Source organism: Amycolatopsis sp. Poz14 (assembly GCF_006704225.1).
Classification (GTDB): Bacteria; Actinomycetota; Actinomycetes; order Mycobacteriales; family Pseudonocardiaceae; genus Amycolatopsis; species Amycolatopsis nivea.
In genome coordinates this window covers 7,107,751-7,120,151 of sequence record NZ_JACLHD010000001.1, presented here as the reverse complement: position 1 = coordinate 7,120,151, position 12,401 = coordinate 7,107,751, and the positions used below count along the sequence as shown (strand labels likewise).

The window sequence follows — 12,401 nt, the reverse complement described above, 5'->3', positions numbered from 1 at the left end:
TACCGGCCTGTGGCTTTCGACGTCCTGGGCCACCCTAGCTTTTTCCGGAAGCGGATTGTCAAGGACGGATTTCCGCCTAGGCTGAGCTCATGTGCGCACCGGGGCCGGAGATCCGCGGGACGCGGGTGGAACTGCTGACCGCCCCGGACTGCCCGAACGCCGAAGCGGCCCGGTCGCTGGTGGCCGAGTGCCTCGCCGAGAGCGGCCTCGACGCGGCGGTCGTCGAACGCGTCGGCAGCTACCGTTCGCCGACGATCCTGGTCGACGGGGTCGACGTCATGGGCACGCCCGGGCCGGTGGCGGCGGACGCCTGCCGCCTTGACGTGCCGACCCGGGAGCGGGTGCTCGCCGCGTTGGCGGCTGTAAAAGCCTGACCGGAAGCCGTTGCAGCTCGCTAGTTGTCTTCGGGGCACCCTTCGCTCTGGTTCACATTACAGATGTAATGTACGCTCGCCCGGACGAAGCCGAGGAGGTGCGGATGAGCCGGTCCGGAACCGCGGACGACCCGACCGGGACGAAGCTCGCCCTGCGGCGGGCGGCGGTCGGCGTGGTCGCTTCCGACGGGCTGCGCGGCCTCACCTACCGTGCGGTCGCGCGGGCGGCGGGCTGCACCACCGGCGCGGTCCAGCACCATTTCTCCTCGATCGACGACCTCCTCCAGTCCTCTTTGGACCTGGTGCTGGAGGAGAGCGCGGAGAACGGCCTGATCGGCGCCCGCACCGGCGTCTACGCGGACGGTCCCGAGGTGCGCCAGCGGTTCCGGGACAGCGCGGACCTGCAAGTGTTCCAGTACCAGCTGGTCGTGGAAGCGGCGCGGCGGCCCGAATTGCGGCCGGTCGTGCGGCGGCTCTACGACGGCTATCTCGCCGCGGTCGGCAAGGAACTGTCGGCCGACGGCGGGCTGGCCCAGCTCGTGTTCTACGCCCTCGACGGAATGTTCCTGCACCAGGCGGCGGATCCGGACGTCGATCCGGGCCCGGCGCTCGAAGCCCTGCGCGGCCTGCTCGCGGCCGCGCGTTAACCGAACCCGGACTCCCGCCCCGGCCGCGCTCGACGCCGCCGGGGTCGAAGTGTTGCCGGATATCGTTGCGCTGCAAGAACTTCCCACTGTCCTATCCGGAATTTCCTCGTCGCTCAGGTGTTGACTTAATCAACACCTAGGGGTCAGACTCGGCGCATCCCCGAAGCCGCCGAACCGAAAGGCGTACCCGATGCCCGACACCGCCGCCGCGACCTTGCTGATCGACGGCCGCTGGCATTCCGCCCCGGCGACGTTCGACGTCGTCGACCCCGCGAGCCTCGCCGTCCTCGGCCAGGCCGCCGACGCGGGGCCCGAGCAGGCGCGGGACGCACTGGCCGCGGCCGCGCGCGCCGCCCGCGGCTGGGCGGACACCGATCCGGAGACCCGCAGCGGCCATCTGCGCGCCGCGGCCGCCGGAATCCGCGCCCGGCAAGGAGAACTGGCCGCGTTGCTGAGCCGCGAGAACGGGAAACCGCTCGCCGAGGCGAACGGCGAACTGGCCGGGGCCGCCCGGATGCTGGAGTGGGCCGCGGAGGAGGGCCGCCGCGCGTACGGGCGGGTCACGCCGGCGAACGCGGCCGGTCCCGGGCTCGTGCTGCGCTCGCCGGTCGGCCCGGTGCTCGCGATCACGCCGTGGAACTTCCCGGCCAGCATGCTGATTCGCAAGGTCGGGCTCGCGCTCGCGGCGGGCTGTCCGGTGATCGCGAAACCGGCCGAGCAGACCCCGTTGATCGCCACCGCGCTGCTGGAAATCGTGCAGGACACCGGTTTGCCCGCCGGGGTGCTCCAGTCGCTGACCACCACGCGGCCCGCGGAACTCGTCGGAGAATTGCTCGCCGACCGGCGGCTGCGCAAGGTCAGCTTCACCGGCTCCACCGAGGTCGGACTGGGCCTGCTGCGCCAGACCGGCGACATCCTCCGCCGCACGTCGCTCGAAATGGGCGGGCACTCGCCGGCGATCGTGTTCGAGGACGCCGACCTCGAAGCCGCGGCGGCGGGTGTCGTTACCGGGAAATTCTTCAACGCCGGGCAGAGCTGCACCGCGGTGAACCGGCTGTATGTCCACGAAAGCGTCCGCGACGACCTGCTTTCCTTGATCGAAAAGAAAACCAGCGCCCTGAAGGTCGGCCGGGGCGACGCCGAGGGCACCAACGTCGGTCCGCTGATCGACGAGGCCGGGCTGGCGAAGGTGGAGAACCAGGTCGCGGACGCGGTCGGCAAGGGCGCGCGCGTGCTCGTCGGCGGCAACCGGTGGACGGATCCCGCGCTGCCGGGCCATTTCTTCGAGCCCACCGTGCTGGACGGCGTCACCCCGGACATGCTCATCAGCCGCGAGGAAACGTTCGGCCCGGTGCTCGCGGTGTCGGCCTTCCGCACCGACGACGAGGCCGTCGAACTCGCCAACTCCACCGATTACGGCCTCGCCGCCTACGTGTTCGGCACCGATCTGCGCCGCATCTGGCGCACGCTCGACCGGCTCGATTTCGGCGTGTTCGGCGTCAACGACCCGGCGCCGGTGCGTCCGGAACTTCCCTTCGGCGGCCAGAAGAACTCCGGCCAGGAACGCGAAGGCGGGGCCGAAGGCATCGACGCCTACACCGAGACCAAAGCCGTCGCTCTGCGGTTCTGAACCGCTCCCCGAAAGGAATCCGCATTGACCACCGCTGACCTCGCCGCTGCCGACCAGCGCACCCTCATCCACCCGCACACCGTCATCGGCGACCCCGCCGAACCGCTCGTCCTCGACCGCGGTGAAGGCGCGCTGCTCTGGGACACCGAAGGCAACCAGTACATCGACGGCACCTGCGGCCTGTGGCAGTGCCCGGTCGGCCACGGCCGCGCCGAACTCGCCGACGTCGCCGCCGAGCAGATCCGCAAGCTGGAGTTCTACTCGTCCTTCGGCGACTACTCCAACGCCCCGTCGATCCGCCTCGGCGAACGCCTCCTTTCGCTCGCCCCGGCGGGTCTGGAACGCGTTTTCCTCACCAACGGCGGTTCGGAAGGCAACGAAACCGCGATCAAACTCGCTCGTCTCGCCTTCCATCACGCCGGTTCGCCCGAGCGCACGGTGGTGCTGGCGCGGCACGGCGGTTACCACGGCATGGGCGGCGCCTCGCTGGCCGCGACCGGCATCGAAGGCCTGCGCGCCGGGTACGGTCCGCTGCTGCCGGACGTCGAATGGCTCGGCAAACCGCACGGCATCGAGCACGGTCCCAACGCGACAGACATTCTGGTGGCCGAGCTGGAGAAGCGGATCGAGGAGATCGGTCCACATCGGATCGGCGCGTTCATCGGGGAACCGGTGCTCGGCGTCGGCGGGATGGTGCCGCCTCCCGAGGGCTACTGGCCGCGCGTGCAGGAAGTATTGCGGCGACACGGGATTCTGCTGATCGTGGACGAGATCGTCACCGCGTTCGGCCGCACCGGGCACTGGTTCGGCAGCGAGCACTTCGGCATCGAGCCGGACATGATCGTCACCGCGAAGGGGCTCACCAGCGGGTACATTCCGATGGGTGCGGTCCTCATTGGACGGAGGGTGCTGGAGCTCGCCGAAGGCGCGGCGTTCCTGCACGGTTTCACCTACAACGGCCACCCGGTCGGCTCCGCGGTCGCGCTGGCGAACCTCGACCTGATCGAAAAGGAGAACCTGCTCGACCGCGCCACCGTCCTCGGCGCCCGGCTGCGCGAGCGGCTCGACCCGCTCGCCGAACTGCCGCACGTGCGCGAGGTCCGCGGGGTCGGCCTGATGCTCGGCATCGAGTTCGCGGACCGGCCCACCGCACCGGTGCAGGCGGGCTGCCGCGCGGACGGCGTGGTGGTCCGCGCGTCCGGGACCAGCATCGTGCTGTCCCCGCCGCTGGTGATCACCGAGGACCAGATCGACACTTTGGCCGACGTGCTGTGCAAGCACGTCGCCGCCGCGGCGAGCTGAACGGAGGAGCCATGAGACGCCGGATACCGACGCTGTTGTCCGCCGCGCTTCTGCTCACCACCGCCGGCTGCGCGATTTCCGAGGGCGGGCCGAACTCGCTCGTGTTCGTTTCCTACGGCCAAGGCGCGTACCAGGCGGGCCAGCGCGCCGCGTGGCTCGACCCGTACGAGAAGCAGACCGGGACGACGGTCACCCTCGACGGCCCGTCGAGCAACGCCAAGCTCAAGGCGATGGTCGAGGCCGGGAAGGTGACCTGGGACGTCGTCGACACCGACGCGTCCGCGGCCGCCGCGGTGTGCGGGAGCCTGCTCGAACCCGTCGACATGGGCGCGCAGGCTTCCGGGTTCCCGGAGGGCTCGCTCACCGACTGCGGGGTGCCGGACGCGTTCTTCGGCATGATGCTGATGTACGACTCGAAGGTCTACGGCAAGCATCCGCCGACGAAACTCGCGGATTTCTTCGACCCGAAGCAGTTCCCCGGACGCCGCATCATCTACGGCGGCGACCCGAGCGTCGGCACGATCGAGGCCGCGCTGCTGGCCGACGGAGTGCCGCGGGACAAGCTGTATCCGCTCGACATGCGCCGCGCGCTGCGGACGTACGACCGGATCCGGCCGCAGCTGGCCATCAGCAGCACTTACGGCGACCAGCAGCAGCGCATGGCCGGCGGGCAGGCGGACATGGCGCTGATCGTCAGCGCGCGGGCGTTCTCGCTGCTCAAGGCCGGTGCGACGAACTGGAAAGTGGTGCCTGACATCCCAGTTCCGGTGACCTGGGATGTCCTGGTGGTGCCGAAGGGGACGGCACGCGCCGAGGAGGCGAAGAAGCTCATCCGCTTCGCCTCGCAACCGGCGCAAGCGGCGGACTTCGCCGCGCGGGCGGGCGTGGGACCGGCCAACACGGCCGCCCCCGCCGCCCGTTCGGAGATCGGCCGCCAGCTCGACATCTGGGGCGAGGGCAAGGAGGACTTGCGAGTGCTCAGCAACGTGCGCTATTGGGCGGCGAACCGGCCCGAGCTGGTGAAGGCGTGGTCGGATTGGACGACCGGATGACCGCCGTGGCGACCCGCGTCCCGGCCGTGCCGCGGGCCGGGCGCGAAAAACGGCGGACCTCGTGGCTGCTGCTCCCCGCCGCGGCGGTGGTGCTGGTGTTCTTCTTCTATCCGCTCGCCGTGATCCTGTGGCGGAGCTTCACCGAACCGTCGTTCGGGGTCGGCAATTACCTGGCGGTGCTCGGCGACGAGGTGCAGATCCGCGTGCTGCTGCGGACTTTGCGGACCGCGCTGATCATCACCGTGGCGACGCTCGTCATCGCTTATCCCTACGCGTATGCGATGACGCTCGTCGGCCGTCGCGCCCGGTCGGTGCTGACGCTGCTGGTGCTGATGCCGTTCTGGACCAGCCTGATGGCGCGCAACTTCGCCTGGTACGTGCTCGAACAGCGCGGCGGCGTCATCGACCGGGTGCTGTCGGCGATCGGCATCGACGGGGTTGTGCTGCTGGGTTCGGTGGCTGGCGTGACGGTCGCGATGGTGCAGGTGATGCTGCCGTTCATGGTGCTGCCGCTGCAAAGTTCGATGCTGAGCATCGACCGCAGCTTGCTGCACGCGGCGGGCAGCCTCGGCGCGCGGCGTCCGGTCGCGTTCCTGCGGGTCTACGTGCCGCTGTCGATGCCGGGCGTGCTGGCCGGGGTGTCGGTGGTGTTCATCATGTCGCTGGGCTTCTACATCACCCCGGCGCTGCTCGGCACGCCGCAGCAGGCGCTGGTCGCCCAGGTGATCGGCACCCAGGTCAACGACCTGCTGGACTTCGCGGGCGCCGGCGCGCTCGGGACGATCCTGCTGGTCGTCACGCTCGTGGTGCTCGCCGTGCTCAGCCGCGTGGCCGCGCCGCTGGGCACCAGTGCGGCTGGAGGTGCCGACCGTGGCTGACAATCCGTCCATCAGCAGGGCCGCCGCGGTGCGGCAGCGGAGCCTCGGCTGGGGCCTGCGCGTGTGGGTCGCGCTCGTCGCGTTCATGCTCGTCGCGCCGACGCTCGTGGTGATCCCGATGAGCTTCGGCGCGGGCTCGACGTTCGAGTTCCCGCCGAAGGACTGGTCGTGGCACTGGTACGCGGAGTTCTTCACCAGCAAGCAATGGCTGGCCGCACTGGCGAATTCGGTCCAGGTCGGGGTGCTCGCCGCGGCGCTGGCGACCGTGCTCGGCGTGGCGGCCGCGCTGGCGCTCGACCGGATGCGGCGGGGGAGGGGCATCGCCCGGCAGCTGCTGATGGCTCCGATGATCCTGCCCGGCATCGTCGTGGCGGTCGCGATTTACGGCGTTTTCCTGCGCTGGCAGCTGAACGGCACGATGCTCGGTTTCGTGCTGGCGCACGCGGTGCTGGGGCTGCCGTTCGTGCTCACCTCGGTGCAGACCAGCCTCGCCGGGTACGACCCGATCATGGAGAAAGCGTCGGCGAGCCTCGGCGCGCCGCGCTGGACGACGGTGCGCAAGGTCGTGCTCCCGATCATCGCTCCCGGCGTGCTGTCCGGTTTCGTGTTCGCCTTCGCCACGTCGTTTGACGAGGTCGTGGTCGCGCTGTTCCTGCAGACGCCCGCGATCAAGACGCTGCCGGTGAAAATGTACGAATCGATCGTGCTGGAAATCGACCCGACGATCGCGGCCGCGTCGAGCCTGATCGTCGTGTTCACCACCATCCTGCTGTTCGTCCCCGCCGTTCTGCGCCGAAAAGAGCAATCATGACTGACGGAATCGCGACCGCACACGTGACGAAGGCGTACCCCGGCGTCGACCGGCCCGCCGTGGACGACGTTTCGCTGCACATCGCCGACGGCGAGTTCATGACCTTCCTCGGCCCGTCCGGTTCGGGCAAGACGACCATGCTGTCGATGATCGCCGGATTCACCCCGCTCACGTCCGGATCGATCACTGTGGACGGTCAGGAGATCTCGCGGCTCAAACCGCACCGGCGGAACCTCGGGGTGGTTTTCCAGCAGTACGCGCTGTTCCCGCACATGTCGGTGGCGCGAAATGTCGCGTTTGGACTGACGCAGCGCAAGGTGCCGAAGCCGGAGATCGCACGGCGGGTGGACGACGTGCTGGAACTGGTCGGATTGTCGGCGGTGCGGGATCGGTTGCCGCGCCAGCTTTCCGGCGGCCAGCAGCAGCGCGTCGCTCTGGCGCGGGCCGTAGTATACGAACCGCGCGCGTTGCTGATGGACGAGCCTTTGGGTGCGCTGGACAAGAAGCTGCGTGATCAGTTGCAGCGGGAAATCGCGCGGATGCACCGGGAATTGGGCATGACGTTCCTCTTCGTGACGCACGATCAACAGGAGGCGCTGACGCTGTCGGACCGGATCGCGGTGTTCAACGACGGCCGGATCGAACAGGTCGGCACGCCGGAGGAATTGTACGAGCGGCCGGAGACGTTGTTCGTCGCGCAGTTCGTCGGGGAGTCCAATGCGTTGTCGCTGACGCCGGGGGAGGTGACGATCGTGCGGCCGGAAAGGTTGACCCTGCACACTTCCTCAGATCCTGTCCCGAGTGGACACCAGCGGGCGAGCGCGCAGGTGACCGACATCGTGTACGTCGGCGACCACACGCGGATCTGGCTGCGGTATTCCGACGGGGCGCGCGGGTGCGCGGTGTTGTCGGCCGGGGTCGCGCACGAGCATCGGCCCGGGGACGAGGTGATCGCGGCCTGGCATCCAGAGCATCAGGCCGTGGTGCCGAGCGCCGAAGTCCCGGAATTGGCGGCGGTATGACCGAGGATGTGCTGCTGCGCGGCGGAGTGGTCCGGACGTTCGATCCGGCAGTAGGGGCCGTTTCGGCGGTGCTGGTGTCGGACGGCCGGATCGCCGCGGTCGGCGACGACGAGACGGTTTCCGCCGCGGCCGCACCGGACGCGCGGGTCGTCGAGCTGGCGGGCCGGACTGTCCTTCCTGGACTGAACGACGCGCATTTGCACCTGGCTTTCCACGCCGCCGCCGGTCCGGAGTTCTGTGTGGACCTTTCAGCCGCGTCGGATCTTTCCTCGGTAGCCCGTGCGTTGGCGGGTGCGCCGCCGGGGGAGTGGATCGTCGGCCGCGGCTGGCGGGAAACGACGATCGCCGAATTCGCCGACGGCCGAGCGGTGCCGACCCGTGCCTGGCTCGACGGCGTGACTGGCTCGCAACCGACGGTGCTGCATCACGCGTCGTCCCACGAGGTGTGGGCGAACAGTGCGGCGCTCGCGCGGGCCGGGATCACCCCGGCGACACCGGATCCGGAAGCCGGGGAGATCGTGCGGGACTCCGCCGGCGAGCCGACCGGGGTACTCGTGGAAAGCGCGCAGGAACTGGTCGCCTCGCTGGTGCCGAAACCGAGCCGGTCCGTCCGGCTGGATTCGATCGTGCGCAGCATGGAACGGTTGAACGCCCTCGGGATGACGAGCGTGACCGATCCGATCGTCCCGCCGGACCTGTGGCAGGACTACCGGGACCTGCACGCCGCCGGCCGGCTGCGGATGCGGATCACCGCGCTGCTGCACTGGAACTGGCCGTCGCCGGCGACGTCCGCCGCCTCGCTGGCGGAACTGCTGGACGAGACGGATTTCTCGGTCGGCGACGACCTGCTGCGGATCGGCGGCATCAAACTGTTCGCCGACGGCGTGCCGACGCACTGCACCGCGTGGATGCACTCGGCGTACCCGTCCGGCGGGCACGGCAGCCTGGTGACCTTCGGCCCCGACGACGACGCGCGCGTGCGTGAGCTGCACGAACTGATCCTGGCCGCCCACGTCCGGCGGGTGCGCGTGCAAGTCCACGTGACCGGGGACCGGGCCGCGGACGCGGTAGTCGACGCGATCGAGGCGGCCCAGGCTGTCGACCCCTGGCCGGAGGCGCGGCACGCCTTGATCCACGGCACCTTCTTGTCCACCGCCGTGCTCTCCCGCCTGGCGCGGTCCGGAATCGGGGTCATCACCAGTTCGCTGATGCGGACCTACAGCGGCCCGTCCATGGTCCGCGTGCTGGGCGAGGAGCGGTGGGCCGACGCTTTCCCCGCGCGAGCCCTGCTGGACCACGGCGTGGCGGTCGCCGACAGCTCGGACGCCCCGGTGACCGTGCCGGACTGGCGCCGCGGCGTCGTGACCTTCACCGGTCTGCCCGGCCCGAACGCCTTCTCCATGGTGGCCGACCCGCTGACCAGGGAGGAGGCGCTGCGTCTGTGGACCACTGGCCCGGCGTGGCTGGAACACGCGGAGTCCGTCAAGGGAACGCTCCGTGTAGGTTCCCTCGCCGACCTGGCGGTGTTCGCCCACGATCCGGTCACCGCTGCGGGTCCGGAGTTGCTCAGCGTACGGTCGGAACTGACCATGCTCGGGGGACAGGTAGTGACGGAGTGAGGTTTCGTGTACAGCAGCAACACCGACGCTGACCGCGGCGCTTTCGTGTGGATGGTGAAGAACGCCGTCGTCCCGCGGCCGATCGCGTGGGTGAGCACAGTGGACGGCGCGGGGGTGCGGAACCTCGCGCCGTTCAGCTACTTCGCGCCGCTGACCATGGACCCGCCGACGGTGCTGTTCTCGATTTCGGAAGCGCCGAAAGACACCTTGGTCAATATCGAGGCCCAGCGGGAGTTCGCGATCACGATCGCACTGAGCGGCCAGGAGGAATTGGTCGCGCGCACTGCGTCCACAGTGGACTCTTCAGTGGACGAGGCGGAACACGTGGGTCTGTCGTGGACGCCCGGGGTGCGGATCGCCGCGCCGCATCCCGCCGGGGCGGGCCCGAGCCTGGAATGCACGCTGGTGAAGATCGAGGAGTTCCGGGGCTCGCACCTGGTCTTCGGCGAGGTGGTCGGAGTCGCGGTGGACGACCGCCTGCTGCGCCCGGACGGCCGGCTGGACCAGGACGTGTACCACCCGGTGGGCCGCATGGGCGGCGCGACGTTCACCCGGGTGAACAACTGGGTGCGGGTGCCGATCCCCGCTCCGGAGGAGTTCCTGGCTGCGGGTCAGCATTCCGATGCGGGCAGCTGACCCTGCTGGCAGGCCCATTCGCGCTGGATCTCGCCGGACGTCTTCGGACGGCCGGGGCCGCCGGGGTCGAGGTAGCCCTGGTATTCCTTGCAGCGGGGGTTGAACTTGCCCGCGTTGACCGCCCGCTGGCCGCAACCCGGGCCGGTCGAGGGATCGCGTCGTTTGCCTTGTGACGTGCTGGTCTTGGGCGTGCCGGTCGGCTTGGCCGAAGTCGAGGCAGCCGGTGGCGACGCGACCGGGACTGTTGTCGTGGACGGGGCTGGTTCGGGAGCGGACTGGCTCGCCAGCGGTGGGCCTGCGACGGCGTGCTGGGCAGGCGGGTTCTCAGTGCACCCGGCCAGCACCAAGGCCAGCGCGATGGCGGCGATGGCGAGGCGGGTCAGGGTCATGCCAGAAAGACGTTCCCCGCTCCGTGCGCGTTACCCCGACCCCTTTCGCGTAGCCTCGATCGCGTCCACGCCTGAGCAGGGAGGTTCCCGTGGCCGAAGCAACCCTCGCCGGGGTCCTCGACCGGCTCGCGGAGCTGCACGACCCCAAAATCCGCGCCGTCAACGAGAACCACGGCGACGACCACAGCGTCAACCTCACCAAACTCCGCGCCCTCGCGAAGGAACTCAAAGCCCAACCCGACCTGGCTCGCGAACTCTGGCAGACCGGCGACACCAACGCCCGTCTCCTCGCGCTCCTCGTCGCCCGCCCGAAGCAGTTCGACCGCGACGACCTCGACGCGATGCTGCGCGAGGCGGGCACCCCCAAGGTCCACGACTGGCTCCTCGCGAACATCGTCAAGAAGAGCCGCCACGCCGAGGAACTCCGCACCGCCTGGCTCGAAGATCCCGACCCGGTGGTCGCGAGCGCGGGGTGGGCGCTCACCGTGGACCGCGTCGCCAAGAAGCCGGACGGGCTCGACCTCGGCCGGCTCCTCGACGTCATCGAAGCCGAGATGAAAACCGCCCCGGCGCGGTTGCAGTGGGCGATGAACCACTGCCTCGCCCAGATCGGCATCGAGAACCCCGGCCTGCGCGCCCGCGCGATCGGCATCGGGGAGCGGCTGGGAGTGCTCAAGGACTATCCGACCCCGCCGAACTGCACCTCGCCGTACGCGCCGGTGTGGATCGCGGAGATGGTCAAGCGGCAGGCCTGACGGAAACACCAGCTGAACCGCACAAAATCAGGCCTCGGCGAGCTCGATGAAGCTTGTCCAATCAGGATCGGACAACCCGAGCTGCGCACCGGCTTCGGCGAGGGCGGAGGCGGCGGAATCGAGGAACCACGAGGCGGTCAGCACCATCTTCGCCGCAGCGGCGGGATCGCGGCGGACGCCCTCGGGAGTGAGGTCCTGCGCCCTGAGCGCGTGGACGGCGGAGTCGAGCAGCCGGGCGACGAGGCTGTACGCGTTGGCCGCTTCGGTGGTGCGAGTCAGCGCCCGGAACCGCGGGCGAGCGGCTTCGACGAGATCGGGGACCAGCAGGGAGCGCAGCCGCGGCCATTCCGCCGCCATGTGCTCGCCCAGCCAGCCGGAAAGCCGCTGATAGCGCACGGCGGCCTGCTCGAAGCGGGACCGCAGGGAGGTGAGTTCCGCCGGTTCGGACTCGCCTTCCATGAAGAGGATTCCGGTCGTCGCGACCACGGCCGGGTCGTTGAGATCGACGCAGCCGACGGCGCCGTGCGAGGGGTCGAGCCGGTCGGGCGCCGGACTGTCCGACCACCGGGCGGCCAGCAGTTTCAAGGCGTTGGAATCGCGCCGCCAGGCCGCCGACTCCTCGAGCTTGAGCACCGAGTGGTACCGCTCGTGTTCGCGGTGGTCGCGCGCCACCCGCACGTATCCGGCCAGTTCCGCCGGCGACGGTCCGTCGCTCATGGTCGATGCCCCTTCGCCTGGTCCACCCGAGAGCAAATGTTACACACTCTCTAGATTTAGAGTGAACCTAATTTTTGCGGCGAGAGGGTCAGCGGCGACGGCTCCGCGGGCGGGCCGGTTCGGTCCGGTCGTCCGGCGAGACGGCGGGTTGGCGGAACAGGCCGCCGTACCGGTCCTCCTGCGGGCGGACGAGGGCGCCGGGGCGCGGGCTTTCGGCGACGGGATGGCTGAAGAGCGGAGAGCTGACTGGTGCGGTGATGGGTTTACCTTTCCGGGCAAGACGGACCGCGACGGGCCAAGAGGAACCGGGCGGATGGGCCACGTCGCACCACCGCCGTCCGGGAAGGGCGCCACTGGCTGATGCCGCGGGTGCGACCGAAGCGAGGGCAGCTCGGCGGCTGACAGGCCGCGAGGGTGACGGTGGTGTGCCGTGGGCCCGACGACATGACGTGCGTTCGCCCTGGCCGCGATCGGCCCGGACTGTCGGCGCACAAGATGTTCTCGGACACTGCTGACGATACACCCTCGGCGGCCCGGTGCGCGCCGCCGCGTGCCCGGAACGGGGGATT

Annotated in this window: 13 protein-coding genes; 11 read left to right on the top strand and 2 right to left on the bottom strand. The window is 69.8% G+C overall.

The annotated features are described in order from the left end of the window. Positions 1 to 89: 89 nt before the first annotated feature. From FKO37_RS33090 to FKO37_RS33045, 10 genes are all read left to right on the top strand, one after another. Positions 90 to 374: an alkylmercury lyase gene (locus FKO37_RS33090; RefSeq protein ID WP_238607076.1), complete on the top strand. Its 285-nt coding sequence runs from the start codon at positions 90 to 92 to the stop codon at positions 372 to 374. A gap of 104 nt (positions 375 to 478) precedes the next feature. Further along, a complete protein-coding gene (locus FKO37_RS33085) occupies positions 479 to 1,021 on the top strand; it encodes a TetR/AcrR family transcriptional regulator (protein ID WP_051729766.1) in 543 nt (180 codons plus the stop codon). Positions 1,022 to 1,211: 190 nt separating this feature from the next. Next, a complete protein-coding gene (locus FKO37_RS33080) occupies positions 1,212 to 2,651 on the top strand; it encodes an aldehyde dehydrogenase family protein (protein ID WP_134731865.1) in 1,440 nt (479 codons plus the stop codon). A 24-nt stretch (positions 2,652 to 2,675) separates the two neighbouring features. Then, positions 2,676 to 3,953, top strand: coding sequence for an aspartate aminotransferase family protein (locus tag FKO37_RS33075; protein ID WP_238607075.1), 1,278 nt, complete (start codon positions 2,676 to 2,678; stop codon positions 3,951 to 3,953). Positions 3,954 to 3,964: 11 nt separating this feature from the next. After that, on the top strand, positions 3,965 to 5,005 hold the full coding sequence (locus FKO37_RS33070) for an extracellular solute-binding protein (RefSeq protein ID WP_238607074.1): 1,041 nt from the start codon (positions 3,965 to 3,967) through the stop codon (positions 5,003 to 5,005). Next, positions 5,002 to 5,883 carry an ABC transporter permease gene (locus FKO37_RS33065; RefSeq protein WP_240015637.1) on the top strand — a complete coding sequence of 294 codons (882 nt, stop codon included), beginning with the start codon at positions 5,002 to 5,004 and terminating at the stop codon, positions 5,881 to 5,883. Before FKO37_RS33070 ends, FKO37_RS33065 begins: the two co-directional genes overlap by 4 nt. Continuing rightward, complete coding sequence (locus tag FKO37_RS33060; protein WP_238607072.1) at positions 5,876 to 6,694, top strand: ABC transporter permease; 819 nt, start codon at positions 5,876 to 5,878, stop codon at positions 6,692 to 6,694. The genes FKO37_RS33065 and FKO37_RS33060 overlap by 8 nt, the downstream gene beginning before the upstream one ends. Then, complete coding sequence (locus FKO37_RS33055) at positions 6,691 to 7,716, top strand: ABC transporter ATP-binding protein (RefSeq protein ID WP_238607071.1); 1,026 nt, start codon at positions 6,691 to 6,693, stop codon at positions 7,714 to 7,716. The genes FKO37_RS33060 and FKO37_RS33055 overlap by 4 nt, the downstream gene beginning before the upstream one ends. Further along, a complete protein-coding gene (locus FKO37_RS33050; RefSeq protein ID WP_238607070.1) occupies positions 7,713 to 9,335 on the top strand; it encodes an amidohydrolase in 1,623 nt (540 codons plus the stop codon). The genes FKO37_RS33055 and FKO37_RS33050 overlap by 4 nt, the downstream gene beginning before the upstream one ends. Positions 9,336 to 9,341: 6 nt before the next feature. Beyond that, entirely contained in the window at positions 9,342 to 9,971 is a 630-nt protein-coding gene (locus FKO37_RS33045) for a flavin reductase family protein (RefSeq protein ID WP_238607069.1), read from the top strand. Here the strand turns inward: FKO37_RS33045 and FKO37_RS33040 are convergent. Beyond that, positions 9,947 to 10,360, bottom strand: coding sequence for a hypothetical protein (locus FKO37_RS33040; protein ID WP_238607068.1), 414 nt, complete (start codon positions 10,358 to 10,360; stop codon positions 9,947 to 9,949). The two genes, FKO37_RS33045 and FKO37_RS33040, sit on opposite strands and share 25 nt — an antisense overlap. Positions 10,361 to 10,449: 89 nt before the next feature. Here FKO37_RS33040 and FKO37_RS33035 point away from each other — a divergent pair, with 89 nt between their 5' ends. Then, entirely contained in the window at positions 10,450 to 11,115 is a 666-nt protein-coding gene (locus FKO37_RS33035; RefSeq protein WP_238607067.1) for a DNA alkylation repair protein, read from the top strand. 27 nt (positions 11,116 to 11,142) lie between these two features. On the opposite strand, the gene FKO37_RS33030 is transcribed toward FKO37_RS33035, so the two are convergent. Then, on the bottom strand, positions 11,143 to 11,832 hold the full coding sequence (locus tag FKO37_RS33030) for a hypothetical protein (RefSeq protein WP_238607066.1): 690 nt from the start codon (positions 11,830 to 11,832) through the stop codon (positions 11,143 to 11,145). Between the last annotated feature and the right edge of the window lie 569 nt (positions 11,833 to 12,401).

Coding starts and splice junctions, on each gene's coding strand:
- FKO37_RS33030 (WP_238607066.1), bottom strand. CDS start 11,832: ATGAGCGACGGACCGTCGCCGGCGGAACTGGCCGGATACGTGCGGGTG.
- FKO37_RS33090 (WP_238607076.1), top strand. CDS start 90: ATGTGCGCACCGGGGCCGGAGATCCGCGGGACGCGGGTGGAACTGCTG.
- FKO37_RS33070 (WP_238607074.1), top strand. CDS start 3,965: ATGAGACGCCGGATACCGACGCTGTTGTCCGCCGCGCTTCTGCTCACC.
- FKO37_RS33055 (WP_238607071.1), top strand. CDS start 6,691: ATGACTGACGGAATCGCGACCGCACACGTGACGAAGGCGTACCCCGGC.
- FKO37_RS33065 (WP_240015637.1), top strand. CDS start 5,002: ATGACCGCCGTGGCGACCCGCGTCCCGGCCGTGCCGCGGGCCGGGCGC.
- FKO37_RS33080 (WP_134731865.1), top strand. CDS start 1,212: ATGCCCGACACCGCCGCCGCGACCTTGCTGATCGACGGCCGCTGGCAT.
- FKO37_RS33085 (WP_051729766.1), top strand. CDS start 479: ATGAGCCGGTCCGGAACCGCGGACGACCCGACCGGGACGAAGCTCGCC.
- FKO37_RS33040 (WP_238607068.1), bottom strand. CDS start 10,360: ATGACCCTGACCCGCCTCGCCATCGCCGCCATCGCGCTGGCCTTGGTG.
- FKO37_RS33050 (WP_238607070.1), top strand. CDS start 7,713: ATGACCGAGGATGTGCTGCTGCGCGGCGGAGTGGTCCGGACGTTCGAT.